General features: G+C 69.1%; 27 protein-coding genes and 1 riboswitch. Of the genes, 16 read left to right on the top strand and 11 right to left on the bottom strand.

All coding sequences use genetic code 11. From position 1 onward, the window contains the following. Positions 1-11: 11 nt before the first annotated feature. The gene (locus ACH46_RS06865) at positions 12-707 is read left to right on the top strand and encodes a TIGR03089 family protein (RefSeq protein ID WP_062392259.1); all 696 of its coding nucleotides are present in this window, start codon (positions 12-14) and stop codon (positions 705-707) included. Between the two features lie 108 nt (positions 708-815). On the opposite strand, the gene ACH46_RS06860 is transcribed toward ACH46_RS06865, so the two are convergent. Next, positions 816-1,982: an acyl-CoA dehydrogenase gene (locus ACH46_RS06860; protein ID WP_062395084.1), complete on the bottom strand. Its 1,167-nt coding sequence runs from the start codon at positions 1,980-1,982 to the stop codon at positions 816-818. Between the two features lie 80 nt (positions 1,983-2,062). Beyond that, positions 2,063-2,770, bottom strand: coding sequence for a TetR/AcrR family transcriptional regulator (locus ACH46_RS06855; RefSeq protein ID WP_062395083.1), 708 nt, complete (start codon positions 2,768-2,770; stop codon positions 2,063-2,065). A gap of 90 nt (positions 2,771-2,860) precedes the next feature. Between ACH46_RS06855 and ACH46_RS06850 the strand changes: the two genes are divergently transcribed. From ACH46_RS06850 to ACH46_RS06835, 4 genes are read left to right on the top strand one after another with little or no spacing between them, the layout of a single operon-like run. Further along, positions 2,861-3,238 (top strand): nitroreductase family deazaflavin-dependent oxidoreductase, encoded by a 378-nt coding sequence (locus ACH46_RS06850; RefSeq protein ID WP_062392258.1) that lies wholly within the window; start codon positions 2,861-2,863, stop codon positions 3,236-3,238. Beyond that, the gene (locus ACH46_RS06845) at positions 3,235-4,062 is read left to right on the top strand and encodes a dienelactone hydrolase family protein (RefSeq protein WP_062392257.1); all 828 of its coding nucleotides are present in this window, start codon (positions 3,235-3,237) and stop codon (positions 4,060-4,062) included. The genes ACH46_RS06850 and ACH46_RS06845 overlap by 4 nt, the downstream gene beginning before the upstream one ends. Next, positions 4,059-4,754, top strand: a complete 696-nt coding sequence (locus ACH46_RS06840) for a GNAT family N-acetyltransferase (RefSeq protein WP_062392256.1) — start codon at positions 4,059-4,061, stop codon at positions 4,752-4,754. Before ACH46_RS06845 ends, ACH46_RS06840 begins: the two co-directional genes overlap by 4 nt. A gap of 2 nt (positions 4,755-4,756) precedes the next feature. Then, a complete protein-coding gene (locus ACH46_RS06835) occupies positions 4,757-5,767 on the top strand; it encodes an NAD(P)H-dependent flavin oxidoreductase (RefSeq protein ID WP_062395081.1) in 1,011 nt (336 codons plus the stop codon). A gap of 33 nt (positions 5,768-5,800) precedes the next feature. Here ACH46_RS06835 and purE read toward each other — a convergent pair whose 3' ends face one another. Further along, positions 5,801-6,322, bottom strand: coding sequence for a 5-(carboxyamino)imidazole ribonucleotide mutase (gene purE, locus ACH46_RS06830; RefSeq protein ID WP_062392255.1), 522 nt, complete (start codon positions 6,320-6,322; stop codon positions 5,801-5,803). 46 nt (positions 6,323-6,368) lie between these two features. Then, positions 6,369-7,571, bottom strand: coding sequence for a 5-(carboxyamino)imidazole ribonucleotide synthase (locus ACH46_RS06825; protein WP_236995114.1), 1,203 nt, complete (start codon positions 7,569-7,571; stop codon positions 6,369-6,371). A gap of 123 nt (positions 7,572-7,694) precedes the next feature. On the opposite strand from ACH46_RS06825, the gene ACH46_RS06820 reads away from it, so the two are divergent. Further along, on the top strand, positions 7,695-8,255 hold the full coding sequence (locus tag ACH46_RS06820) for a GtrA family protein (RefSeq protein ID WP_062392254.1): 561 nt from the start codon (positions 7,695-7,697) through the stop codon (positions 8,253-8,255). Here the strand turns inward: ACH46_RS06820 and ACH46_RS06815 are convergent. From ACH46_RS06815 to ACH46_RS06805, 3 genes are read right to left on the bottom strand one after another with little or no spacing between them, the layout of a single operon-like run. After that, positions 8,227-9,573: a sensor histidine kinase gene (locus ACH46_RS06815; protein WP_062392253.1), complete on the bottom strand. Its 1,347-nt coding sequence runs from the start codon at positions 9,571-9,573 to the stop codon at positions 8,227-8,229. The two genes, ACH46_RS06820 and ACH46_RS06815, sit on opposite strands and share 29 nt — an antisense overlap. 14 nt (positions 9,574-9,587) lie before the next feature. Next, positions 9,588-10,289, bottom strand: a complete 702-nt coding sequence (locus ACH46_RS06810) for a response regulator transcription factor (RefSeq protein WP_062392252.1) — start codon at positions 10,287-10,289, stop codon at positions 9,588-9,590. Further along, entirely contained in the window at positions 10,289-10,882 is a 594-nt protein-coding gene (locus ACH46_RS06805; RefSeq protein ID WP_062392251.1) for a PH domain-containing protein, read from the bottom strand. The genes ACH46_RS06810 and ACH46_RS06805 overlap by 1 nt, the downstream gene beginning before the upstream one ends. 121 nt (positions 10,883-11,003) lie before the next feature. Here ACH46_RS06805 and ACH46_RS06800 point away from each other — a divergent pair, with 121 nt between their 5' ends. Next, positions 11,004-11,639 (top strand): cation:proton antiporter, encoded by a 636-nt coding sequence (locus ACH46_RS06800; protein WP_062392250.1) that lies wholly within the window; start codon positions 11,004-11,006, stop codon positions 11,637-11,639. A gap of 9 nt (positions 11,640-11,648) precedes the next feature. On the opposite strand, the gene ACH46_RS06795 is transcribed toward ACH46_RS06800, so the two are convergent. Continuing rightward, positions 11,649-12,458, bottom strand: coding sequence for a biotin--[acetyl-CoA-carboxylase] ligase (locus ACH46_RS06795; protein ID WP_062392249.1), 810 nt, complete (start codon positions 12,456-12,458; stop codon positions 11,649-11,651). A gap of 133 nt (positions 12,459-12,591) precedes the next feature. On the opposite strand from ACH46_RS06795, the gene ACH46_RS06790 reads away from it, so the two are divergent. The 3 genes from ACH46_RS06790 to ACH46_RS06780 are packed head-to-tail and all read left to right on the top strand — an operon-like array spanning position 12,592 to position 15,156. Then, positions 12,592-14,217, top strand: coding sequence for an acyl-CoA carboxylase subunit beta (locus ACH46_RS06790; protein ID WP_062392248.1), 1,626 nt, complete (start codon positions 12,592-12,594; stop codon positions 14,215-14,217). Positions 14,218-14,248: 31 nt separating this feature from the next. Continuing rightward, the gene (locus ACH46_RS06785) at positions 14,249-14,494 is read left to right on the top strand and encodes an acyl-CoA carboxylase subunit epsilon (RefSeq protein ID WP_062392247.1); all 246 of its coding nucleotides are present in this window, start codon (positions 14,249-14,251) and stop codon (positions 14,492-14,494) included. Between the two features lie 2 nt (positions 14,495-14,496). Beyond that, on the top strand, positions 14,497-15,156 hold the full coding sequence (locus tag ACH46_RS06780) for a Maf family protein (RefSeq protein WP_062395078.1): 660 nt from the start codon (positions 14,497-14,499) through the stop codon (positions 15,154-15,156). A 3-nt stretch (positions 15,157-15,159) separates the two neighbouring features. Here ACH46_RS06780 and ACH46_RS06775 read toward each other — a convergent pair whose 3' ends face one another. Then, positions 15,160-16,056, bottom strand: coding sequence for a neutral zinc metallopeptidase (locus ACH46_RS06775; RefSeq protein ID WP_193392948.1), 897 nt, complete (start codon positions 16,054-16,056; stop codon positions 15,160-15,162). Between the two features lie 177 nt (positions 16,057-16,233). Here ACH46_RS06775 and ACH46_RS06770 point away from each other — a divergent pair, with 177 nt between their 5' ends. The 5 genes from ACH46_RS06770 to ACH46_RS06750 all read left to right on the top strand — a co-directional run bounded on the left by ACH46_RS06770 (position 16,234) and on the right by ACH46_RS06750 (position 21,505). Then, positions 16,234-17,121 (top strand): sulfurtransferase, encoded by an 888-nt coding sequence (locus ACH46_RS06770; RefSeq protein WP_062392246.1) that lies wholly within the window; start codon positions 16,234-16,236, stop codon positions 17,119-17,121. Positions 17,122-17,143: 22 nt separating this feature from the next. Next, the gene (locus ACH46_RS06765; protein WP_062392245.1) at positions 17,144-17,569 is read left to right on the top strand and encodes a SufE family protein; all 426 of its coding nucleotides are present in this window, start codon (positions 17,144-17,146) and stop codon (positions 17,567-17,569) included. A 16-nt stretch (positions 17,570-17,585) separates the two neighbouring features. Further along, a complete protein-coding gene (locus ACH46_RS06760) occupies positions 17,586-19,049 on the top strand; it encodes a condensation domain-containing protein (protein WP_062392244.1) in 1,464 nt (487 codons plus the stop codon). A 201-nt stretch (positions 19,050-19,250) separates the two neighbouring features. After that, positions 19,251-21,050 carry an acetyl/propionyl/methylcrotonyl-CoA carboxylase subunit alpha gene (locus ACH46_RS06755; protein WP_417935280.1) on the top strand — a complete coding sequence of 600 codons (1,800 nt, stop codon included), beginning with the start codon at positions 19,251-19,253 and terminating at the stop codon, positions 21,048-21,050. Between the two features lie 98 nt (positions 21,051-21,148). Next, the gene (locus tag ACH46_RS06750) at positions 21,149-21,505 is read left to right on the top strand and encodes a hypothetical protein (RefSeq protein ID WP_062392242.1); all 357 of its coding nucleotides are present in this window, start codon (positions 21,149-21,151) and stop codon (positions 21,503-21,505) included. Here ACH46_RS06750 and ACH46_RS06745 read toward each other — a convergent pair. Further along, positions 21,485-22,855, bottom strand: coding sequence for an amino acid permease (locus ACH46_RS06745; RefSeq protein ID WP_062392241.1), 1,371 nt, complete (start codon positions 22,853-22,855; stop codon positions 21,485-21,487). The genes ACH46_RS06750 and ACH46_RS06745 overlap by 21 nt on opposite strands. A gap of 166 nt (positions 22,856-23,021) precedes the next feature. After that, positions 23,022-23,606 carry a glycosyltransferase family protein gene (locus ACH46_RS06740; protein WP_062392240.1) on the bottom strand — a complete coding sequence of 195 codons (585 nt, stop codon included), beginning with the start codon at positions 23,604-23,606 and terminating at the stop codon, positions 23,022-23,024. A 111-nt stretch (positions 23,607-23,717) separates the two neighbouring features. Further along, a riboswitch (cobalamin riboswitch) is annotated at positions 23,718-23,923 on the top strand. Positions 23,924-23,999: 76 nt separating this feature from the next. Here ACH46_RS06740 and metE point away from each other — a divergent pair. Next, the gene (gene metE / locus ACH46_RS06735) at positions 24,000-26,306 is read left to right on the top strand and encodes a 5-methyltetrahydropteroyltriglutamate--homocysteine S-methyltransferase (RefSeq protein WP_062392239.1); all 2,307 of its coding nucleotides are present in this window, start codon (positions 24,000-24,002) and stop codon (positions 26,304-26,306) included. Positions 26,307-26,351: the final 45 nt, after the last annotated feature.

Genomic DNA, 26,351 nt, shown 5'->3' with positions numbered 1-26,351 from the left:
ACATAGGACACATGAACACCACCACGCTCACCGGAGCCATTCTGGCTGCGGCACCCGATCACGCACGCCCGATGCTCACGTACTACAACGAATCGACGGGTGAACGCACCGAGCTGTCCGGTGCGACACTCGGCAACTGGGCCGCCAAGATCGGCAACTTCCTGCGTGACGGAGTCGGTCTCATCGCGGGCGACCAGGTCCGCGTCGATCTGCCCGAGCACTGGCAGACCGCAGCGATCCTGCTCGGCTCGTGGTGGGCGGGCGCCCAGGTGTTGATCGGCGACGCCGACGGCGACGCCCGCGTGGTCTTCACCAGTCGCGACCGCATCGACGCGCACGACGAGGACGAGGTGGTCGTCGTACCGCTCGACCCGTTCGCGATGGGCGTGCGCGACCTGCCGATCGGGCTGAGCGACTTCGGCGAATCGATCCGCGCCCACGGCGACCGCTTCGTCCCCTCCGGGGCGGGCGATCTCGCGGTCGATGACGTCTCCGTGCAGGACGTCGTGACCGCAGTCGCAGGCGACGTGACGGCGGGCGACCGGATCATCAGCGTCCTCCCGTGGCGCACCGCCGCCGAGGTGGTGGCGAACTTCGCCGCTCCCCTCGTCGCAGGCGCCTCCCTCGTCTACGTCGACGGCCCCGCCGATGACGCGCGCCTGGACAAGACCGCGGCGACGGAGAAGGCGACCGTCACCTGGAGGTGAATCGGCCGCCGAAACCAAACGCACCACTTCTGTTTCCGGCACTCGGTCGCGACCGAGTGCGGGAGACAGAAGTGGTGCGAGTGGACTACTGGTGGTGCGTGACCGGGATCAGCGCAGCAGTGCGCGGCTCATGACGACGCGCTGGATCTGGTTGGTGCCCTCGTAGATCTGGGTGATCTTGGCGTCGCGCATCATGCGCTCCACCGGGAAGTCGGTGGTGTAGCCGGCACCGCCGAACAGCTGGACGGCGTCGGTGGTCACCTCCATGGCGACGTCGGAGGCCAGGCACTTGGACGCGGAGCTGATGAAGCCGAGGTTGCCCTCGCCGCGCTCGGCGCGAGCGGCGGCGGTGTAGACCATGAGGCGCGCGGCCTCCACCTTCATCGCCATGTCGGCGATCATGAACTCGACGCCCTGGAACTTGCTGATGCTCTTGCCGAACTGCTTGCGGTCCTTGACGTACTCGATGGCCGCGTCGAGCGCACCCTGGGCAACGCCGACGGCCTGCGCGCCGATGGTCGGACGGGTGTGGTCGAGGGTGGCGAGGGCGGTCTTGAAGCCGGTGCCCTCGTCGCCGATGATGCGGTCCTCGGGGATGGTGCAGTTCTCGAAGTACAGCTCCGCGGTGGGGCTGCCCTTGATGCCGAGCTTGTGCTCCAGCGGGCCGACGGTGAAGCCCGGGTCGTCCTTGTGGACCATGAACGCGGAGATGCCGTTGGCACCCTTCTCCGGGTCGGTGACGGCCATGACGGTGTACCAGGTGGACTTGCCGCCGTTGGTGATCCAGCACTTGGAACCGTTGAGGACCCAGCTGTCGCCGTCCTTGCGGGCGCGGGTCTTCATCGACGCGGCGTCCGAACCGGCCTCACGCTCGGAGAGCGCGTAGGAGGCCATCGCCTCGCCCGACGCGATGGACGGGAGGACCTTGGCCTTGAGCTCGTCCGAGCCGGACAGGATCAGGCCCATGGTACCGAGCTTGTTGACGGCGGGGATCAGCGAGGCGGAGACGTCGACGCGCGCGACTTCTTCGATCACGATGCAGGCGGCGACCGAGTCGGCGCCCTGACCGTCGAACTGCTCGGGGACGTGGACGGCGTTGAAGCCGTTGGCGACGAGGGCTGCGCGCGCCTCCTCGGGGAAGCGCGCGTTCTCGTCGACGTCCTTGGCGTGCGGCGCGATCTCCTTCTCGGCGAGGGCACGGATGGCCTCACGCAGTGCCTGGTGCTCCTCCGGAAGCTGGAAGAGGTCGAAATCGGGGTTTCCGAACTTGCCCATCATGTCTCCTTCGCTGACACGCAGCTCTCGTGACGCTCAGCATGTCACTGAGTGCCGTCTATTTCTTAACTAACAGTTCATCACGGCACTGAGTGCCTCGTCAATCCCCTGCGGACCGCGTCGGCGATCTCGTCCGGCGTGCTGCCACTGGGGAAGGTCACAACCGCGACCTGCGGCGGAGCGTCGCGTTCGCCGTCGACGAAGCCGTCCACCGTCCCGCGGATCGCACGCAGTTCGCGGTGCAGGATCGCGGCGGTCGCATGATCGTCGCCGCGCACCATCGAGCGCAGCAGATAGTTGTGGGCTCCGGTGACCGCCGCGGCGAAGGCGATGATCCGCACCCGGGGGACGTCGGGGCGGGCCCGACGCAGGAAGTCCTCGAACAACCGTTGATAGCGGTACGTGGTGACGAGTTCGCGGTCGCGGAGGGCGGGCACCTGCGAGACCACGCGGTAGCGCTGCACCGCGAGGTCGCGGATGGTCGCGTAGTGCGCGAAGACCAGTTCCGCCGCCTCGCAGACCGCCCACCACGGATCGGTGCCCGAACGTTGCGGGTCGGCGAGGCGCTCGGCGACGAGTTCGAGGAGGGTCTCGTGGTCGGCGAAGATCAGGTCCTCCTTGGACCGGAACTGCCGGAACAGGGTTCGCCGCGAAACGCCTGCGGCGGCGGCGATCTCGTCGACCGGAGTCGACTCGTAGCCCTTCTCCGAGAACAACCTGATCGACTCGATGACCACGTGCATGCGGAACTCCGCGGGCTCGGTGTGCACCTGATCGGTCGTTGCCATGGCGACAGTATCGCGCAGTTCCGACCGCCGTGCCCGCATACCCTGCCGGTCGGCCTCGCCCGATGCCCGTCGATGCGGCAAGCTGGACGCATGAAGGTTCCGCGCATCGTCGCTCACGCCAACAAGTACGTCACCAACCCGATCCAGGGGCTGTGGGCCGGGCGCATCGCCCCGTGGGCCGTCGTGAAGCACGTCGGCCGCAAGTCCAATCGGCCGTACGAGACGCCGGTCCTGGCCTACGTCGACGGCGGTCGCATCAGCATCGCGCTCAACTACGGTGCCGACGCCGACTGGGTCAAGAACGTTCTCGCCGCGGGCGAGTTCACCCTGGTGCGCGGCGGCACGCCGCTGCAGATCGCCGGCGCCCGCGTCCTTCCGGCCGACTCCCCCGACGTCGTGAAGCCCGCGCGGATCCCGGCGATGCTGGCCGAATCCGTGCTGTACGGCCGGATCGTGGAGACGGCATGACCGTCGCCGACGGGGTGCTCGACGACTTCCAGCGCGACGAGTTCACCGATGCGGGCGTCACCCACCACTTCTATCGGCGCGGCACCGGACCGGCGGTGGTCGTGATCCCCGAGATCCCCGGCCTCACACCGAAGGTCGCGGACTTCGCCCGCCGCGTCAGCGACGCGGGCTGCACCGTCTTCGTCCCGTCGTTCTTCGGCGTCGACGGCGCCGACCCGATGCCGCGCGGTGTCACCGATCTGCCGCGGGTCGGCGGACTGATGGTCCGCTCGCTCGGGAAGGTCTGCGTGAGCCGCGAGTTCACCGTCTTCGCGACCGGGAAGTCCTCGCCCGTCGTCGTCTGGCTCCGAGCACTCGCCCGCCACGCGCACGCCGAGTGCGGCGGCCCCGGTGTGGGCGCCATCGGCATGTGCGTGTCCGGCGGTTTCGCGCTCGCGATGGCGGTCGACGACACGCTCCTCGCACCGGTGCTGTCGCAGCCCTCACTGCCGTTGGGGATCACCCCCGGCCGTCGCCGCAACATCGACATCTCCCCCGACGACCTCGAGACCGTGAAGGCACGCTGCGCCAAGGGACTCCAGGTGATGGGCGCCCGCTTCGAGGGCGACGTGATGGTGCCCGGCAGTCGATTCGACTTCCTGCGCGAGCAGCTCGGCGACGCCTTCCTCGGCGTCGACCTGCCCGACGAGGCCGCCAACCCCGACGCGCTGATCCCACCGCATTCGGTGGTCACCGAGCACCTGATCGACGAACCCGGCCAGCCGACGCGCGACACCCTCGACGAGATCATCGACTTCTTCCGCCGGAAGCTGCGGGTCGCATGACCGTCGTCGATCCGATCGTGCTCGACGACCCGTTCACCTCAGCCCTGCGCGGGCGGCAGGCCCGCTTCGCACGGACCCGCGGTGCGATCGCTGCCTTCGATCCGGAGGTGTCCGTCTTCTACGGGCACCCCCGCGAGATGTCCGACCGCGACTGGGCCGACATGGCCGCCCTCGCGGGCCCCGGGCACACCGTCGGCCTGCGCCACTGCCAGTCGCCGACGCCGCCGGGGTGGGAGCACATCGAGACCTTCGACCTCGTGCAGTACTCGGGCGAAGACGTGGTGCCGCAGGCCGATTCGCAGGCGATCGTGCTCGGGCCGGACGACGTCGCCGAGATGACGGCGCTGGTGGAGTTGACCAAACCCGGACCGTTCCAGCCGCGCACCATCGAGATGGGCACGTACCTGGGCGTCCGCGACGACGACGGCCGCCTGATCGCAATGGCCGGCCAACGCCTGCACCTGCCCGGATGGGTCGAGATCAGCGCCGTCTGCACCCATCCCGACGCCCGCGGCCGCGGCCTGGCGCGCCGACTCGTCGCGGCCGTCGCTCAGGTGACCGTCGACGGCGGCGACACCCCGTTCCTGCACACCACCGCAGACAACCCGGCGCGCCGCCTCTACGAGGCGATGGGCTTCGTCCTGCGCAGCACCGTCGACCTGGAGATCGTCCGGGTCCCGAAGGGAGAGTGATCATGTTCAGTTTCGACCTGCTCGACGCCCCGATCGCGGGCGCCCCCATGGCGGGCGGCACGTCCACCCCGGAACTCACCGCGGCCGTCTCCAACGCCGGCGGCCTCGGCTTCTACGGCGCCGCCTATCTCTCCCCCGAGCAGCTCCGCGAGACGATCGCCGTCATCCGCTCACTGACCGACAAGCCGTTCGGCATCAACCTTTTCGTCCCCGAGGAGATCCCCTTCGACGCCGCCGCGTTCGACGCCTACCGGGAGCGGCTGCAGCCGCTCGCCGACCGGCTCGGTGCCGCGCTCCCGACCGAGGTGCCGTACACCGACGACTCGTTCGACGGGAAGGTTCAGGTGCTGATCGACGAGCGGGTGCCGGTCGCGTCGTTCACGTTCGGCTTCCCCAGCGCCGAGACCGTCGCGCGCCTGCACGAGGCGGGCGTGTTGGTCGCAGGCACGGTGACCTGCGTGCGGGAAGCCGAGATCGCCCGCGATGCCGGCGCCGACGCCCTGTGCGCGCAGGGCGTGTCCGCGGGCGGCCACCGCGCCACCTACGGCATCCTCGACGAGGATCCGGAGATCGAGACGCTGCCGTTGACGACCGGCGTGATCGAGGCGACCGGACTGCCCGTCGTCGCCGCGGGCGGCGTCGCCTCCGCGGACGATGTGCGGGCCCTGCTGGCTGCGGGCGCCGTCGCCGCGCAGATCGGAACCCTGCTCCTGCGCTGCCCCGAAGCCGGAACCAAGCAGGCCCATCGCGACGCGCTCGTCGACCCGCGGTTCACCGAGACCGTGACGACGCGCGCCTACTCCGGGCGCCTGGCCCGCGGGCTGGTGAACGCCTTCATCGACGAGCACACCGCGACGGCCCCACCGGTGTACCCGCAGGTCAACAAGCTGACCGGGCCCATCCGCAAGGCCGGATCCAGCGATCCCGACGTCATCAACCTGTGGGCGGGCAGCGGCTTCCGTGCGGCGCAGGCCGTTCCGGCCGCCGAGGTGGTGGCCGGTCTGCGCCCGTAGCCGGGCGACGTCGCCCGCTGATCGCGCGAGCGATCAGTCCTCGAACAGGCTCCGGCGCAGTTTCTCGTCCTTCTCCAGCACCATCTCCTCCAGGCCTGCCTGGAATTTCGCCATGGCCGCCTGGATGGCGGGATCGGAGGCGCCGAGGATGCGCGCGGCCAGCAGGCCTGCGTTCTTGGCACCGCCGATCGAGACTGTCGCGACCGGGACGCCCGCGGGCATCTGGACGATCGACAGGAGCGAGTCCATGCCGTCGAGGTACTTCAGCGGGACGGGGACACCGATGACCGGCAGCGGCGTCGCCGACGCCACCATGCCCGGCAGGTGCGCGGCGCCGCCGGCGCCGGCGATGATCACCTGGACGCCGCGACCGGCTGCGGCCTTCGCGTAGTCGAGCATCCGCTGCGGGGTGCGGTGCGCGGACACGACGCCCACCTCGAACGGGATGCCGAACTCGGCGAGTGCCTCGGCGGCGGCCTTCATGGTGGGCCAGTCGGAGTCGCTGCCCATGATGAGGCCGACGCGGGGTGCGGGCGGGGTGCTGGGGGTGGTCATCGGTCCTCTTTCGGTGGTGGAGTTCGGGGGGCGTACGGCGGTCGGTTCAGGACGCGGTGTGCGGATCCCAACCGTCGGTCCAGACGGCGGTGCTCATCCAGGTCGCGGCGCGCTCGGCACGCTCGCGGACGTCGTCGACGGTGGCGCCGGGGAGGCCGACGATGTTGACGTGACCGATCTTCCGGTCCGGTCGCTCCGACTTGCCGTACAGGTGGACCTTGGCGTCGGGCATCCGCGCGAACAGATGGTGCAGCCGCTCGTCCATGGACATCGCGGGAGCGTCCTCGGCACCCAGGATGTTGGCCATCACGACCACCTCGGACCGCGCCGAGGTGTCACCGAGCGGGTAGTCGAGGACGGCGCGGAGGTGCTGTTCGAACTGCGAGGTGACAGCGCCGTCCATGGTCCAGTGACCGCTGTTGTGCGGGCGCATCGCGAGCTCGTTGACGATCAGCTCGCCGTCGACGGTCTCGAACAGCTCCATCGCCATGTTGCCGATGACGCCCAGTTCGTCGGCCAGCTGCAGCGACATCTGCTGGGCGCGCTGCGCGGACTCCTCGCTCAGGCCCGGCGCGGGCGCCAGCACGACGGCGCACTGGCCCTTGCGCTGAACGGTCTCGACCACGGGCCACGCCGCACCCTGCCCGAACGGCGAACGCGCGACCATCGCCGACAGCTCCCGTGCCATCGCGACCTTCTCCTCCGCCATCAGAATCGTGTCGCCCCCGGCATTGGCGTCGAATGCGGCGAGAGCGTCGTCGCGGCCTGAGGTGATCCAGACGCCGCGACCGTCGTAGCCGCCGGAGACCGCCTTGAGCACCACCTGCCAGTCGTGGGCGTCACCGAACGCGATCAACGCCTCACGGGCCGCGGGCACGTCGCCGGACAGGTCGACGAAGTCCGGGACCGGCAGGCCGAGCTCCGACAACCGCCGGCGCATCGCCATCTTGTCCTGCGCGAAGTGCAGGGCCGCGGAGGGCGGTCGTACCTGTACGCCCTCGGCCTCCAGTGCCTGCAGGTGCGCCAGCGGGACGCCCTCGTGGTCGAAGGTCAGCGCCACCGCGCCCTCGGCCGCGGTGCGCAGCGCCTCGAGATCGTCGTGCGCGCCGATCACCACGTTCGCACTCACCTGAGCAGCGGGTTCGTCCGCGCTGCCGGCCAGCACCCGCAGGCACTCGCCGAGCGCGATGGCCGACTGGTGCGTCATGCGCGCCAGCTGACCACCGCCGATCATGGTCACAGTTGGCATGCCGGTGGAACGTCGATCAGGGCTGGAAGTCACCCTGCAATGGTGTCACGTCTGTGCCGTCCGACGAGCACCGGCGTCGGTCGATGTCTGCGTATCGGCGCCGATTCCGTACACTCGAACCTTGTGCCGACCATTGACGGGGTTGTGAACAGCCTCCCGCAACCCCTACGACGACTCGTGGTGAAGCACAGCGAATTCATCAAGTTCGCGATCGTCGGCGGCACCACGTTCGTGGTCGACACCCTCGTCTACTTCCTCCTCGCCTTCACGATCCTCGAGCAGAAACCGACGATCGCGCGCATCATCTCCGGTGGCGTGGCCGTCGTTCTGAGCTACGTGCTGAACCGCGAATGGGCGTTCAAGAACCGCGGCGGCCGGGAGCGCGCCCACGAGGCCACCCTGTTCTTCATCATCAGCGGCATCGGCGTGCTGTTGGCGTCCGCACCGCTGTGGCTGGGCAACAACGTCTTCAACATACGCGAGAACATCCACGGTCTGGAGCTCGCGATCGTCGACTTCATGCTCGGCATGATCATCGGCAACCTGATCGGCATGGGCTTCCGTTTCTGGGCGCTGCGCCGCTTCGCGTTCCCCGACGAGCAACCGCGCGGCGGCGAGGGCGGCTCCACCGACATCCACCCGACGTCCGACGAACTCAGCGATGAGGAACTCGGACACGCCTGATCTCGGCGTCCGCTGAGCCGTCCTTCACTTCTGCGGCGGCGGCATGCATCGGGGTCACCACGCCGAACACCGCGGGGCGCCGCTGGATCAGATCCAGCCTGCCGCCGTCCGCCTCCACCAGCGCCCGCGCCAACGACAGGCCGTATCCACTGCTTCCGCCGCCCGACACACCGCGCCGGAAGATGTCGGGCACCAGGTCGTCGGCCACGCCGGGACCGCCGTCGGCGACCGTGATGCGGACCATCTCCGAACTCGACACGCTGCCGACGCTGATCACGCACTCCCCCGCGCCGTGCACGCACGCGTTGTCGACCAGCACGCTGAGCGCCTCGCGCAGCCGCCCCGGACGTCCGTAGACGTGCGGCGCGGAGTCGTCGACCGCGACGCGGATGGTCCGCCCCTCGGAGGCGAACGTCGGGGCGAAGTCGCGGACCAGGGTCTCGATGACCGCGACCACGTCGATCGCCACCCGCGCCTTCGAGTCGGCCCGCGACGCCGCGATCATCTCGTCGAGCTCGGTCGCCAGCCGCTCCACCTGCTCGACGCCGGCCTCGGCTTCGCCGACGACGTCGGGATCGTCGTGCAGGGTCAGCTCGTCGAGCCGGAGATGGATCGCCGTCAGACGGCTGCGCAGCTGATGCGAGACGTCGCCGACGATCTCGCTCTCGCGCTCCAGCCGCCACGCGATCTCCTGGTTGGCGTCCGCGAGCGCCGACGACACGCGATCGAGTTCGTCGATCCCGTAGGTGGGCCAGTCCGACGAGAAGTCGCCGCGCGCCATGTTCGCGGCGCGGCGTGCGACGTCCGACAGCGGCTCCGACAGCCGCCGGGCCGTGAGGACTGCGACCACGCCTCCGCCGAGGACGGCGACCAGGATCGCGAGCATCAGCGTCAGAACCGCCAGGAACTGGGTGGGCCGCACGTCCCGCTGCGGGATCGCGAGGGTCAGGTCGGCGTTGGGCCCGATGTTGATGGACTCCGAGACCGCCTCCCCGGTGAACGCGTGACCGGTCTGCCGAGTGCCGAGCCGGTAGCCGCGCGCGGCCGTCGGATCGGGCGCCCGGTAGGTGAGCGTGAGCCGACCGTTCTCAGGCACCAGCAGCCGGAACTGCTCCAGATCGAGGTCGCGCGGCTCCACCGCTCGGCCCGCGGCCTCCTCCGCCAAGACGTGCTCGCTCATCCGGGTGAGTCGCTGTGAGAGGTCCTGGTGGGTGGACGTGGCGAACCAGTCCCAGGTGATGACGGTCATGGGTGCACCGAACATCACGCCCATCGCAACGAGGGACGCGATCATCATCTTCAGTATTCGGCGTCGCACCGCGGGTGCCGCCGCTACGGGTCGAAGCGGAAGCCGACACCGCGGACGGTGACGATGTGCTTGCGCTTCTTCGGATGGTCGTCACCGATCTTCCGCCGCACCCACGAGATGTGCATGTCGAGCGTCTTCGACGACCGCAGGTCGGTGGAACCCCACACCGTCTCGAGGATCTCGTCGCGCGACGTGACCTCGCCGGGTCGCTCCATCAGGAATCGGAGGAGTTCGAACTCGCGGTTGGCGAGGGTCAGGTCCTCACCGTCGACGACCACGCGGCGCGCCTTCGGGTCCAGCTGGATGTCGCCGGAGTCGAGGGTCTCCAGGCTCTCCGGCTCCTCGGCGACGACGACGCTGCGGCGCATCAACGCGCGGACGCGGGCCAGCAGCTCGGCCAGGCGGAAGGGTTTGCCGACGTAGTCGTCGGCGCCGGCGTCGAGGCCGACGACGAAATCCACCTCGTCGGTGCGGGCGGTCAGCATCAGGACCGGCATCGTCGGCAGTTCGGCGCGGACACGGCGGCAGACCTCGAGGCCGTCCATGCCGGGCAGCCCGAGATCGAGGATCAGCAGCCCGTAGTCGCCGTCGAGGACCTTCTCGAGCGCTTCGGGCCCGGTGGCCGCGATGTCACATCGGTTGCCCTCACGCGTCAACGCCCGTGCGAGGGGTTCGGCGATCGCCGCGTCGTCCTCAGCCAGCAGGACCGGCCGCGTGCCCGGCATCAGCGGCCACCGCTGCGGGGCGCACGCCGGTCGTCGTCGTCATCGGCGTCGCGTCGCGGGTCGCGGTACTGGCCGCTGCGCCGGTCGTCGTAGGGCTCCTCGTCGTCGAGCAGCTCCTGGTACAGCTGCGCGTGCACGGCCTCCACCTGCGGAATGTTCTTGAACGACAGCGGGTCGTCGGACGCGGACTCGATCACCAGCGTGCCGGTGCGGAGGATCCGGTCGATGAGCCCGTGCCGGAACTCGACGGTGTTGATCCGGCGGATCGGGATGTCGATGCCCGACCGCGTGATGATCCCGTTGCGGTAGATGACGCGACGGTCGGTGACCACGAAGTGCGTCGTCTTCCACGAGAGCAGCGGTCGCACCAGGAACCAGCCCGCGACGGCCAGCCACGCCACACCGACCACGACGGTGATCCAGAACTTGCCGCCGTCGGCCATGTCAGAACTGCGCGCGTAGCCGACCGCGATGCCTGCGACGGCGGTGGCGAGCCAGAAGATCAGCACCGGCAGCACCAAAGATTTCCAGTGCGGATGGCGGTGGATGACGACGACCTCGCCCGGTGCCAGGTTCTCGCTCGGGTAGCCCATGACTGTTCACCTTAGTGCCGGTCCCTTAAGAGGGGCTTTATTCGGCGCTACACTGGCGGTTCGGACGCCACCCGACGCACCGTCGACGGCCTCCACCGAACCCGACCACAGGCAAAGGACCATGACGTACAACGATCCGCGCGACCCCTACCGCGACCAGCAGCCGCCGCAGACCCGCGCCTACAGCAGGCAGGACGACTACTCGTCGTACCAGGATCCGCGGACCGCCGGTTACGAACAGGGCTACACGCAGGGGTACGACCGTCCGCAGCAGTACGACGACCAGGGCTACCAGCCGCAGCAGCCGGAGCGTCGTAAGCCGCCCCGCCGCGGCCCCGACGTGGACCCGCTGACCTTCTGCGGCGGCGTCCTGATGACCGGTGTCGTCACCGGTCTGGCGGCTTGGCTCGCGGCCTGGATCATTCGCGCGATCACCCAGAAGGTCAACGACAGCGGCAAGCTCGGCATCTGGAATCCGATCGCCCAGGATCCGCTGTGGTTCGCCCTCACCGGCTTCGTCCTGGCGCTGGTCGCGGGCGCCCTCTGGTATCTGCTGCAGATCGGCACACCGGCGCCCGACCAGTTCTATCGCTGGATCGTGGGACTCCTGGTGGCCGCCGCGGTGATCCTCCCGCTGTTCCTGTCCGCCGAGATCTCGTCGGGCATCGGCAGCGCGATCATGGACTTCATCATCGGCATGCCCATCCTGACCCTGATCCCGACGATGGGACGCGCCAGCGCCAACCGCCGCCGGTAGCGCGAGAAGTCAGGTCGCCGGGCGCAGATGCGTCACGTCGCCGGCCGACGCCGTGATCCGACCTTCCGGGCCGTCCACGACGATGCGTCCCTCGTCGTCGATGTCGACGGCGTCGCCGATCACCTCGACGTCGCCCGGCAGCAGCAGTCGCACCCGGGAACCGAGCGTGGCGCTGACCTCCCGATAGGTCTCGGCGAGTTCGGCGATCCGGTCCGGCCACGCGTCCAGCCGCTCCGACAGCCCCCGCAGGTACGCCGCGGCGACGGTCGTCTGGTCCAGCGCCCCGTCGACGAGGTCGCCGATCGAGGCTGCGGTGTTCGGCGCGGTGCCCGCGGGCAGATCGATGTTGAGGCCGGTCCCGATCACGGCGACGCCGCCGGCGGGTCCGCCGTCGGGGGCCGCGATCAACCGGAACTCCGACAGGATGCCCGCCAGTTTTCCGCGCCCGGGAGCGAGGACGTCGTTGGGCCACTTCAGTTCGAGTGCCGTCCCGGCCACCTCGCTGACGGCGTCGTGCACCGCAAGGCCGGTCAGCAACGACAGCCAGCCGAGGTGGACGATGGCGTCGGGCCGGACGCGGACGGCTGCGGAGACCGCGAGCTGACCGGCCGGGGTCTCCCACACGCGGGCGTGCCTGCCACGACCGGAGGTCTGCTTCGCCGAGATCAACACCGTGCCGTCGACGGTCTCACCGGCATCGATTCGCCCGAGCAGGTCCGCGTTGGTGGACCCGGTCTCGGCGACCACCTCGATCCGCGTCCAGCGGGTGCCGGTCAAGGCCGTGGCGAGTGTGTGCTGGTCCGGCACGTCGATTCCCATGAACCAGCACTGTACGGCGGTTTCGGTGAACGCCCTCACTCCCCCGCGCGAGTGTGAATCAGAATGTGAGGATATTCTCACATTATGGCGGGGCTTGACCGAGCGCCCGCTCGGGAAGTTAGCATCGTTGTCCATGACCACTGCTTCACGCGACGACGGCGCCGCACCCGACATCCACACGACGGCGGGCAAGCTCGCCGATCTGCGTAACCGGCTCGAAGAGGCCGAGTTCCCGATGGGCAAGGGCGCAGCCGAGAAGGTGCACGCCAAGGGCAAGCTGACCGCCCGCGAGCGCATCACCCACCTGCTCGACGAGGGTTCGTTCGTCGAGCTCGACGCGCTGGCCCGCCACCGTTCCACCAACTTCGGTCTGGCCGAACGCCGCCCGATGGGCGACGGCGTCGTCACCGGCTACGGCACGGTCGACGGTCGCGAGGTGTGCGTCTTCAGCCAGAACGCCGCGGTCTTCGGCGGCAGCCTCGGCGAGGTCTACGGCGAGAAGATCGTCAAGGTGATGGACATGGCGCTCAAGACCGGGCGCCCCCTGATCGGCATCAACGAGGGCGCGGGCGCCCGCATCCAGGAGGGCGTCGTCTCCCTGGCCCTCTACGGCGAGATCTTCGGCCGCAACGTCCGCGCGTCGGGCGTCATCCCCCAGATCTCCCTGATCATGGGCCCGAACGCCGGCGGCCACGTGTACTCCCCCGCGCTGACCGACTTCGTGGTCATGGTCGATCAGACCAGCCAGATGTTCGTCACCGGTCCCGACGTCATCAAGACCGTCACCGGCGAGGACGTCACCCAGGAGGATCTGGGCGGCGCCAACACGCACATGTCCAAGTCGGGCGTCGCGCACTACGTCGGACAGGACGAGGAGGACGCCCTCGACTACGTCAAGGAGCTCCTGTCCTACCTGCCGAGCAACTGCCGCGCCGAGGCGCCGCGTCTGCCGGTTCCGGAGCGCGTCGGCTCCATCGAGGAGAATCTCACCGAGGACGATCTCGCCCTCGACACGATCATCCCGGACTCGCCGAACCAGCCGTACGACATGCACGAGGTCATCCGGAACATCCTCGACGACGAGGAGTTCCTGGAGGTCCAGGCCGAGCGCGCGATGAACGTGATCGTCGGCTTCGGTCGCGTCGACGGCCGCAGCGTCGGCATCGTCGCCAACCAGCCGACCCAGTTCGCCGGCTGCCTGGACATCGACGCCTCCGAGAAGGCCGCTCGCTTCGTCCGCACCTGCGACGCCTTCAACGTCCCGATCGTCACCCTGGTCGACGTCCCCGGCTTCCTGCCGGGCACCGAACAGGAGTACAACGGCATCATCCGTCGCGGCGCCAAGCTGCTCTACGCCTACGGCGAGGCGACGGTCGGCAAGATCACCGTCATCACCCGAAAGGCGTACGGCGGCGCATACGACGTCATGGGCTCCAAGCACATGGGCGCTGACGTCAACCTCGCCTGGCCGACCGCCCAGATCGCGGTCATGGGCGCCTCCGGCGCCGTCGGCTTCGTCTACCGCAAGCAGATCAAGGAGGCGGAGGCGAACGGCTCGGACGTCGACGCACTGCGCCTGGAACTGCAGCAGGAGTACGAGGACACCCTGGTGAACCCGTACGTGGCCGCCGAGCGCGGTTACGTGGACGCGGTGATCCCGCCGAGCCACACCCGCGGCCAGATCGCGAACGCGCTGAAGCTGCTGGAGCGCAAGCTGGTGCAGGTGCCGCCGAAGAAGCACGGCAACATCCCGCTGTGATCTCGCCCGCGATACGAGAAAGGCGACACGCATGACTGCAGACGTCACCTCTGTCGACGCCACCGGCGACGACACACCCGTCCGTCCCTTCCTGTCCGTGGTGAACGGCAACCCCACCGACGAGGAGATCGCCGCGCTGGTCGGCGTCTTCGCCGCGGTCGGCGGCGGCTCCGGCGACTCCGGGCCCGGCACCCGCAACGAGTGGGGCCGCCCGGTCGACCTGTTCCGGCAGACCTGGGGTCAGCCGGGCAGCTTCACCAACCGCGGCGGTTGGTGACCATCGGTTCCGCACACGATCCACAGACGACGACCGTCGTCCTCGGGTCGGCCTCCCCGGCACGCTTCCGCGTGCTGACGGGGGCCGGTCTGAGGCCGACGGTCGTCGTGTCGGATGTGGACGAGGACGCACTCCTCGACGAACTCGCCGGCGCACCGCACGCGCAGATCGTCACGCGGCTCGCCGAGGCCAAGGCCGACGCGGTCGTGGAGACCGTCGTCGCAGCGGCTGGTGCCGCGGCCGCCGACTCCGTGATCCTGACGTGCGACTCGATGCTGCTCTTCGACGGCGAGTTGGCCGGGAAACCGCACACCGCGGAGGTCGCGGTGGCCCGCTGGAGGCGGATGCGCGGGGACACCGGCCACTTGATCACCGGCCACTGCGTGCGCCGTATCCGGGACGGCGTCGTCGTCGGGTCGGCCGGCGGCAGCGAGTCCACCGCCATCTCCTTCTCCGACGCACCGGACCACGTGATCGAGGCCTACGCCGCCACCGGCGAGCCGCTCGAGGTGGCCGGGGCGTTCACCCTCGACGGCCTGGGCGGCTGGCTGATCGACGGGATCGACGGCGACCCGTCGTCGGTCCTCGGCATCAGCCTCCCGCTGGTCCGCCGTCTCCTCGCCGACGTGGGCGTCGAGGTGACCGAGTTGTGGACCGCGTAGCCGCTACCCCTGCAGCACCTGCGGCCAGTAGGTCTTCAGGCAGTCGCCCGGCTGCCCCTGACGCTTCAGGTTGTCGCTGAAGCCCTTCCACAGGGCCATGGCACGCTGGATCGACGTGCCGTGCCCCTGCCCGGAGCGGGCGTCGCCGATGCTGACCATCAGTGCCGCCGCCTGGAGCATCTCCTTGAACGAGAGGTCCTTGCGCTCGAAGACGGTGGCGGCCCAGTTGCCTGCGAAGCAGTCGGCGATGAGTTCGCTGTTGTCGCCGGCGGGCCCCTCATCGAGGCCGTAGGCCATCGCGAGGCGGTAGACGACGTTGTGGCCGTACTCGTGGGCGACGATGGTCGCGGCGCTGAAGTCGCCGAGCAGGAAGCCCTGCGATCCCATCAGCTTGCCGTTCCAGATGTCGGCGAACGTGTCGACGGGCAGGATGATCGAGCCCTGACGACTCACTCCGCTGCCGTCCTGCTGGTTGTCGCGGGGGCAGAAGAACGCGTTCGGGAAGTCGCTGGGGATGCCGTTCGGCAGCTCCTTCCGGAGGCAGTCGCTGACGAACGAGTCGCCGGAGGAGATCAGCACCCGGCCGGAGGCGGCCTCTTCGATGTTCAGCTGAGCGAACCAGTCCTGCCAGACCCGATCGAGGTCGTCGAAGACCTCGGTCAGAAACTTCGGCACGGCGGTCGCCGCGTTGCCGCTGTCGACGCCGGAGGCCGCGAGCCGCTTAGACGAGAACACCGGCAGTTCCGGGCACTCGGTGACCGAACAGTGCAACGGCTTCTTCGGCATTGCTCGCTGCGGCGTGCCGTCGACGCCGCACCCGACCAGCACCAACACACCGACGACGACCATCGACAGCAGCGACACCGCATGACGCGCGGTCGCCCTTCCCCGACTCTGCATGAACGGAACGCTAACACCGAACCGTCGCACCGGTACCCCGGACGTCATTCGAGCGACCGTCCGGCACACCGGGGTTCGTCTCCCCCATCCACCGGAGAGTCGACGCGGACGCGTCCGTATGCTGGATGTGACGCCAGATACGCGCGTGGAGAAATCAGCAGAGGCGGGAGACCCTCAGTGACTGTGGAATTTGATCCGAACCCGGCATTCGCCAACTTCGCACACCCCGAACGGCTGGTGACGACCGAATGGCTGTCGGCGCACCTCGGCGCCCCGGGGCTCAAGATCATCGAGTCGGATGAAGACGTTCTGCTGTACGACATCGGGCACATCCCCACGGCGCAGAAGGTCGACTGGCACCTGCACCTCAACGATCCGGTGACCCGCGACTACATCAACGGCGAGCAGTTCGCCGCCCTGATGCGTGAGAAGGGCGTCAACCGCGACGACACCGTCGTCATCTACGGCGACAAGAGCAACTGGTGGGCCGCCTACGCCCTCTGGGTCTTCACCCTCTTCGGTCACGAGGACGTCCGTCTGCTCGACGGCGGCCGCGACGCGTGGATGGACGAGCAGCGCGAGACGTCGTTCGACGTGCCCGTGTACCCGGCGTCGGACTACCCCGTCGTCGAGCGCGACGACTCCAAGATCCGCGCCTACGCCGACGCCGTCATCTCCGAGCTCGGCACCACCCCGCTGATCGATGTCCGCTCCCCGCAGGAGTACACCGGTGAGCGCACCCACATGCCCGACTACCCGCAGGAGGGAACCCTGCGCGGCGGGCACATCCCGACCGCCGTGTCGATCCCGTGGGCCAAGGCCGCGGCTCCCGATCACCGCTTCCGCAAGCTCGAGGAGCTGCAGGAGGTGTACGCGGGCCTCGACCCCGAGACCCCGACCATCGCCTACTGCCGCATCGGTGAGCGCTCGAGCCACACCTGGTTCGTGCTGACCCACCTGCTGGGCTTCGAGAACGTCCGCAACTACGACGGCTCGTGGACCGAGTGGGGCAACCGCGTCCGCGTCCCGATCGCGGTGGGCGAAGAGCCCGGCACCGTCAACTGACACATTCTCCAGAAGGTTCCCGATGACCCTGCCCGATGCGCTCGCCGACATCGTCTCCGATTTCGCCGAGCTGGCCGACTCCGACAAGGTGACACTCCTGCTGGAGTTCGCCGGCGACCTTCCGGCACTGCCGGAGTCCCTCGAGGTGGAGGCCATGGAACCGGTCCCCGAATGCCAGTCGCCGATCTTCCTGTCGGTGGACGCGTCGGACGCCTCCGCGGTGCGCCTGTACTTCAGCGCACCGCCGGAGGCGCCGACCACCCGCGGTTTCGCGTCGATCCTCCACGAGGGACTCGACGGCGCGACCGCCGAGGAGATCCTCGGCGTGCCGAGCGACTTCTTTCACGACCTCGGCCTGGCCTCGGTGATCAGCCCGCTGCGCTTGAACGGTATGGCGGGCATCCTCACCCGCATCAAGCGCCAGGTCACCGAACAAACGGCCGCCTGAATCCGCTTTCGGTGCAATGGATTTCCTCCAGATACTCGACGCGCCGATAGAGCCCGGCGGGCTCGTCGAATGGATTCCGGCCGTGCCCGGCGGGCTCGGTAGCTGGCGTCGGGACAGTCGTGAGACCTCGCACAACCACGAGCAGCATCTCCGTTCGGCGTTCGAGTACCGGGCCCGCACCCACCGCGAGGGCGGCCGGGAGTCGTGGCTCGGCGTGTCGATCGAGTTCGCCGAACCGTTGTCGATCCCCTCGATCCGCGCGGCCATGATCGCCTACGTGAACCGGCACGAGGTGCTGCGCACCCACGTGGTGCTCAAGGCCGACCACGACGGGAGGTACCGCACCGAGCGCTACTCCACCGAACGCGAGACGGTGCACCTGAAGATGTCGCGCATCGGCTGGTACACCGAGACCCCGCTGCTGCTGGAGCAGGTCGCCGGATCGTTCGACCGCGCCACCGCCCCGCTGCACTGGCCCGCATACCGATTCGCGACCGTCGCGCGCCCGCACAGCTTCACGCTGCTGTTCGCCGCCGACCACTCGTTGGTCGACGGGTACTCCCTCGTCACCGCGCAGTACGAGCTGACCGAGCTCTACCGAGCCTCCCGCGACCGCAGGCCGCCCGCGTTGGAGCCGGCGGGCAGCTACCTCGACTTCAGCGACGCGCAACGCCGTGCCGCCGACCTGGAGGGCCCCGAGCACCCCGCGGCACAGACCTGGGCGCGGTTCATCGCCCCCTACGGCGGCACGTTCCCACCCAACCCGCTGCTCGACGATCCGCCGCCCGCGGGCACCTCCCCCGACGACCACGAGCCGCCCGTGATCGACCACCGTCCCGGCGGTGGAGCGGTCGAGGCGGCGCCGCCCCAGCCCTTCCAGCCCTCGCGGACCTGCCTGTTGCTCGACGACGCGGGCGCGCGCCGATTCGAGGACTTCTGCGAGCGGTCGGGCGCGTCGACGATCGGTGGACTGCTGGGCGCGCTGTCGGTGGCGTTCCGGGCGACCACCGATGCCGACGAGTTCGTCGTCGTGATGCCCCGGCACACCCGGACCGACGCCGCGTGGGCGCATTCGCTCGGCTGGTTCGTCGGTCTCGCCCCCATGGCGATCGACATCCACGACACCCCCGACCTCGTCGAAGCGGCCCGCCGGAGCACCGCTGCGGTGACCGAATCGAAGTACGGCGGAGCACTTCCATTCCTCCGTGTGGCCGATCTCATAGGGGTCGGCGGCAGTCCGCACATGGTCGTGTCGTACATGGACACCCGAGGCACCCCGCGGGCCGACGTCGCGGACGCGGGCGGCGCACGGGTGCTGCGCAGCCATTCTTATGCGGACGACGAGGTTTACGTGTGGGTGAACCGCACACCGGGTGGTCTGCGAATGCACGCGCGGTACCCCGCCGTGGGCGTCGATCGGGTACCTCGATTCCTCGACCTTTTTGCCCGACTACTCGCCAGTACCCCGGCGGAGAGGTAGATCAATTGCAGGCTTCGTGACATCCCAGGCACCGAACAATCGCTCGGTGCGTTAATCTGAGTCGCGGAAATCACGTTGCCCGCCGAATGCGAGCCACGTGCGAAACGCCACGTGCGAACCCCGTACGAGACGCAGCCCGTCGACCCTGGATGGTGAACACCGTCCCCGACAACGGCCCGCCCGCCCGGCGGCGCCACAGGAGTGCCAGTGACCAGTTCCGCTGAGATCAGCCAGACGACCATCAAGAAGGTCCTCATCGCCAACCGCGGCGAGATCGCCGTTCGCGTCATCCGCGCCGCCAAGGACGCGGGCATCGGCAGCGTGGCCGTGTACGCCGAGCCGGACGCCGACGCCATGTTCGTGCAGCTGGCCGACGAGGCCTTCGCGCTCGGCGGACAGACCTCGGCCGAGTCGTACCTGGTGTTCGACAAGATCCTCGACGCCGCAGCCAAGTCGGGCGCCGACGCGATCCATCCCGGATACGGCTTCCTCTCGGAGAACGCCGACTTCGCGCAGGCCGTCATCGACGCAGGCATCACCTGGATCGGCCCCGCGCCGGAGTCGATCCGGAACCTGGGCGACAAGGTCACCGCCCGCCACATCGCCGAGCGCGCCAACGCGCCGATGGCCGCGGGCACCAAGGACCCGGTGAAGGACGCGGCCGAGGTCGTCGCCTTCGCCGAGCAGTACGGCGTCCCGGTCGCCATCAAGGCGGCGTTCGGCGGCGGCGGTCGCGGTATGAAGGTCGCGCACACCATCGAGGAGATCCCGGAGCTGTTCGAGTCCGCCACCCGCGAGGCCATCGCCGCCTTCGGTCGCGGCGAGTGCTTCGTCGAGCAGTACCTCGACAAGGCGCGTCACGTCGAAGCTCAGGTCGTCGCCGACCAGCACGGCAACATCATCGTCGCCGGAACCCGCGACTGCTCGCTGCAGCGCCGCTTCCAGAAGCTCATCGAGGAGGCGCCCGCGCCGTTCCTGACCGATGAGCAGCGCGCCCGCATCCACAGCTCCGCCAAGGCCATCTGCCTGGAGGCCGGCTACTACGGTGCAGGCACGGTCGAGTACATGGTCCAGGGCGACACCATCTCGTTCCTCGAGGTCAACACCCGCCTGCAGGTGGAGCACCCGGTCACCGAGGAGACCGCGGGCATCGACCTGGTCCGCGAGCAGTTCCGCATCGCCGAGGGCAAGGAACTGAAGGTCAAGGAGGACCCGACCCCTCGCGGTCACGCGTTCGAATTCCGCATCAACGGTGAGGACGCCGGTCGCGGCTTCCTGCCCGCCCCCGGCCCGATCAAGGTCTACCGCGAGCCCACCGGCCCCGGCGTCCGCGTCGACTCCGGCGTCCGCGAGGGCGACGTGATCGGCGGCCAGTTCGACTCCATGCTGGCCAAGCTGATCGTCACCGGCGAGACCCGCACCCAGGCCCTGGAGCGCGCCCGCCGCGCCCTGGCCGAGTTCCACGTCGACGGCCTCGCGACCGTCATCCCGTTCGACCGCCACATCGTCTCCAACCCCGCCTTCATCGGCGACGGCGAGAAGTTCGACGTCTACACCAAGTGGATCGAGAACGAGTGGGAGAACGTCATCGAGCCGTATACCGGTGGCGAGCCGATCGAGGACGACGAGGCGCCGCGCCAGAAGGTCGTCGTCGAGGTCGGCGGCCGTCGCGTCGAGGTCTCGCTCCCCGGCGACCTCGCACTCGGTGGCGGCGGCAGCGCCAACGGCGCCGTCCACCGCAAGCCGAAGGCCCGCACCCGCAAGAAGGGCGGCGGCGCCGCAGCGTCCGGCGACTCGGTGACCGCGCCGATGCAGGGTACCGTCGTCAAGGTCTCCGTGGCCGAGGGCGACACCGTCGAAGAGGGCGATCTGGTCGTGGTCCTGGAGGCCATGAAGATGGAGAACCCGGTCACCGCGCACAAGGCGGGCACCGTCACCGGCCTGACCGCCGAGGCGGGCGCAGCCGTCACGCAGGGCACCGTCCTGCTCGAGATCAAGTGATCCCGGCGGCCTCGCCGCGAATCTGAACCTGTGCCGTATTCCGTGCCCCGATCGGGGTCGCGGAGTACGGCACAGTCGTATCTGAAGGAGTTCTGCCTGTGGAAGCTGTCGAAGTCAATGCCGGCGCCTGGTACCTGCGTGCCCTGCGCGACGACGACCGACTGTCGGACGTGCCCGCGTTGACGCTGCTGGGCGTCGACCGGCCCGCCGAGTACGTCGCGACCACCGATGCCGGGTGGGCCGACGAGTCTGCGCTGACGTGGGCCGTGTGCGTGCCGACGACCGGAGAGCTGGCGGCGCTGATCGGGGTCGACGCCGACGGTGACACGACGGGTCTCGCACGCGAGGGCTTCGACGAGGCGCTGTCTGCGGCCGTCGACCCGGCGACGCGCTGCGCGGCGGCCCTGCTGGGCGTGGAGCCCGCTCCCCTGCGGTCAGCGCTGCCGGGCCGCTGAGGTGCCGCGCACCACGAACCAGTAGTAGGCGACGACCAGCAGGAGCAGCCAGCCCGCACCCACGGCGAAGGCGACGCGGGTGTCGGGGTCCCACGCCACCAGCAGTGCGACGAAGGCGAGGAAGGCCATCGCGAGCTGCTGGCCGTAGGGCCAGAACGGCACGCCGAAGGTCAGCTCACGCTGTTCCTGCGCACTCATCGCGCGGCGCGACCGGTACTGCGACAGCAGGATCATCCCCCACACGAAGATGGTGGCGAAGGTCGCGATCGACGCGATGATCAGGAACACCGATTCGGGGATGACCGCGTTCAGGACCACCGCGATCAGCAGCGCGACCACCATGATCGCGACGGTGAACCACGGGACCCCGTTGCGCGACACCCGGCGCAGGACCGCCGGAGCCTGACCCTGCAGTGCCAGTCCGTACATCATGCGGCCGGCGCCGAAGACATCGCTGTTGATCGCCGAGAGCGCCGCGGTGATGACGACGATGTTCAGCACCGTGGCGGCGGGTCCCACGCCGAGGCTCTCGAAGATCTGCACGAAGGGACTGCTGTCCCCGCTGATCTGGTTCCAGGGGATGATCGCCATGATCACGAACAGCGAGCACACGTAGAACAGCAGGATTCGGACGGGGACGGTGTTGACTGCCTGCGGGATGGTGGTGCTCGGGTCCTCGGCCTCGCCCGCGGTGATGCCGATGATCTCGCTGCCGCCGAAGGCGAACATCACGACGGCGAAGCTGGCGAGGAGGCCCCCGATGCCGTTCGGCATGAAGCCGCCGTCGGTCGCCCACAGGTTCGTGATCCCGCTGTCGGCGTCGTGGGCGCCGAAACCCCAGATCAGGATGGCGGTGCCACCGGCGATCATGGCGATGATGGCCGTGACCTTGACCAGCGTGAACCAGAACTCCATCTCGCCGAAGACCTTGACGCTGAACAGGTTCACCGCGCCGATGAAGAAGACGACCGCCAGCACCCACACCCATCGCGGCACATCCGGGAACCAGAATCCCATGTAGACGCCGAATGCGGTCACGTCCGCGAGGCAGACGACGATCATCTCGAAGATGAACGTCCACCCGGTCAGGAAGCCTGCGAGGGGGCCGATGTTCTCGGTGGCGAAGTCGCCGAACGAGCCTGCGACGGGTCGTCGCACCGACAGTTCACCGAGGGCACGGAGCACCAGGTAGATGATCGCGCCGCCGATCAGGTAGGCGATGAGGACCGAGGGTCCCGCCTTCTGGATGGCTTCGGCCGACCCGTAGAACAGTCCGGTGCCGATGGCCGACCCGAGAGCGATGAAGCGGATGTGCCGGGCACTGAGGCCGCGTTTCAGTTCCCGATTCATGCCGGTCACGAGGATCTCCCCTGGTCTGCGCCGGTCTCCCGCGCAACGGTGAGCGTCGGGACCGGCTGGATGACAGCGGCGCGACCGGCGGTGACCGATGTGCCCGCTGAAAACACTCGATTCTATCGAGCGGGGAACTGTGATCTGCGCCGCCGCACGAGGGCGATCAGAGGTTGGACTCCACCGGGTTCCCGAGGTCGGTGCAGTCGACGATGCGGACGTCGTCGCGGTTCTCGATCAGATAGTGGATCGCAGTGAGCCCGGCCCCCATCCGCTCGATCGCATGACGAATGCGGTCGGCGCCAAGGTACACCGGCTGTCCCGGGCGGCCGCCGAACGCCGCGCGGCAGATGACCGCTGGATCGTCGCCCGCCGCCTCGATGACGCGTGCGACAGCGACCTCTCCCGCGTCCGGACTGTCGAGGGTCTGCAGCACCGCTCCCGACAGCCTCGGGTGCTCGTCGACGAAGTCCAGTGCAGCGCTGGTGCAGGAGTCGAGGCTGTCGAACCACTCGGGCAGGTACAGCGTCGTCGACGACGTCTGCGGGGCCCGCACCACTCTCGAGCCGAGCGCGACGTACACCTCTTCGCATCCGCCCGCCCCGAGACTTGACACGCGGGACATCAACAGTGCGGCCGCCGGAATATCGTTCTCACCTGCGGGAACACGTTCGTCACCTCGGGCGACGAGAACGATTCCTGCGATGGGCGCCGCTGATTTCACAGAATTAAAATCATTGCCGATCGCCATGATGCCCGATTCTACTCGTTCCCCTACCATCGGAACTGCAACTGGTTCGCCCGGCCGAGATCACTATGGAGCCCCTGCTTCTCGTCTCCGGGCGTCGACGCGCAGACACCGCTGAACGACGGTGGCTGCCCGCGAAGAGGGAATCCGGTGAGACTCCGGAGCTGACCCGCAGCGGTATGTCGGAACGACCGCCGTCACACGCACTGGACGAGCCCGCCGCACGGCGGCCGCCGGGAAGCGACGGCCAGTAGAAGCGGGCTCCATTCCTGGCTCGCACGCCGACGAGCCCGAAGACCTGCCTGCTGCATCGGATGCGCCGCATCCGATGGTCGCCCACCTCGTGGAACCGGGTGACGGCCGCGACGAACACTCATGCAGGAGAGAAGAACAGTCATGTCTGACGACGAGACCCACACCACCACCACCGCAGCCTTCCACGCGACCGTCCCCGGCGTCGCCCGGATCGGCGCCAACCGTGAACTCAAGCGCGCCGTCGAGGCGTACTGGGCCGGACGCATCGACGCCGCCGCCCTGGAGACGGTGGCCGACGGTATCAAGCGGGACAGTTGGAACCAGCTGGTACAGGCCGGTTTCGACTCGGTTCCGGTCACCACGTTCTCGTATTACGATCAGATGCTCGACACTGCCGCGATGCTCGGCGCCCTGCCGGAGCGGGTCGCGACGATCAGCGACCCGCTGGACCGGTACTTCGCGGCCGCCCGCGGCAACGACCTGGTGGCACCGCTGGAGATGACCAAGTGGTTCGACACCAACTACCACTACCTGGTCCCCGAGATCGGACCCACGACCTCGTTCGCTCTCGACGCGAGCACGGTGCTCGCCGACGTGACTCGAGCACGGTCGATCGGGGTCCCGGCACGCGCCGTGGTGATCGGACCGATCACCTTCCTCGCCCTGTCGAAGGCCGTCCACGGCGCGGATGCCCCGTTGACGCGCATCGACGACCTGCTCCCCCTCTACGAGGATCTGCTCGCACAGCTGGCCGACGCCGGCGCGGAGTGGGTGCAGATCGACGAGCCGACGCTGGTGACTGATCAGGCCGAGGGGCTCACCGAGCTCGCCGAGCGCGTCTACGGTCGGCTCGGCGCGGTGCCCTCGCGGCCCCGCCTGCTGGTGCAGACCTACTTCGGCGACGCGGGCGACCGTCTCGCCGCACTCGCCCGCACCGAGGTCGACGCGGTCGGTGTGGACCTGGTCGCGGGCGGTGTCGACTCGGTGCTCGCCGCCGGGCTGGGCGAGAAGCTGGTCGTCGCCGGGGTGGTGGACGGCCGCAACGTGTGGCGCACCGACCTCGACCGGGCGCTCGCGACACTGCAGTCACTGCGCGAGCACGTCGGCACGCTGGCCGTGTCGACGTCGTGCTCCACACTGCATGTGCCGTACACCCTGCGCGGCGAGTCACAGCTCGACTCCACGCTGGCCGGCTGGCTGGCGTTCGCCGACGAGAAGTTCGCCGAGGTCGCGGCCCTGTCGCGCGCCCTGGTGCACGGTGCAGCGGATCAGGCGCCGCAGTTCGAGGCCTCGCGAGCCGCACTCGCGACCCGCGCCACCGACCCCCGACTGAACGTCGCGGCGGTCCGCGAACGATTGGACGCGTTGGAGCCCGCCGACTGGACGCGCACCACGGCGTCGATCCGCCGAGCGAAGCAGGACGCCGCCCTGAATCTGCCGTTGTTGCCGACGACCACCATCGGCTCGTACCCGCAGACCGTGGAGATCCGTAAGGCGCGCTCCGCACTGCGCGCCGGTTCCATCGGCACCACCGAGTACCGCGATCGGATGCAGCGGGAGATCGCCGATGTGATCGCGCTGCAGGAGAAGGTGGGCCTCGACGTCCTCGTCCACGGCGAGCCGGAACGCAACGACATGGTGCAGTACTTCGCCGAACAGCTCGACGGTTTCTTCGCGACGGCCAACGGCTGGGTGCAGTCGTACGGGTCGCGCTGTGTGCGGCCGCCGATCCTGTTCGGCGACGTCGCGCGCCCCACGCCGATGACGGTCGGATGGATCACCTACGCGCAGTCGCTGACCAACCGCCCGGTCAAGGGCATGCTGACCGGGCCGGTCACGATCCTCGCGTGGTCGTTCGTCCGCGACGACCAGCCGCAGGCGCAGACCGCGCAGCAGGTGGCTCTGGCCATCCGCGACGAGACCGTCGATCTGGAGCGTGCGGGCGTGCCGATCATCCAGGTCGACGAACCCGCTCTCCGCGAGCTCCTGCCGCTGCGGGCCGCCGACCGCGAGGCCTACCTCGACTGGGCGGTCACGTCGTTCCGCATCGCGACCGGCGGCGTCGCCGAGGCCACCCAGATCCACACTCACCTGTGCTACTCGGAGTTCGGCGAGGTGATCGGGGCGATCGCCGCGTTGGACGCCGACGTCACGTCGATCGAGGCGGCGCGCTCGCACATGGAGGTCCTGCACGACCTCGACGAGGCCGGGTTCGCGAATCAGGTGGGTCCCGGCGTGTACGACATCCACTCCCCGCGCGTGCCCGGCACCGACGAGATCACCGCGTCCCTGCGCGAGGCGCTCGGCGCGGTGTCGGCGAACCGCTTGTGGGTGAACCCCGACTGCGGTCTGAAGACGCGGCGCACCGAGGAGGTGACGGTGGCCCTCAAGCGGATGGTGACCGCTGCGCTGCTGGTCCGCCAGGAGGCCGTCGCGCACGTCGGCTGACCCGGCGATTCCCGTGGTTCCCGCTCGCCGTCGTGCGAGCGGGAA

It is taken from the genome of Gordonia phthalatica (genome assembly GCF_001305675.1).
Taxonomy (GTDB): domain Bacteria; phylum Actinomycetota; class Actinomycetes; order Mycobacteriales; family Mycobacteriaceae; genus Gordonia; species Gordonia phthalatica.
This window is presented reverse-complemented; position numbering and strand designations above follow the sequence as displayed.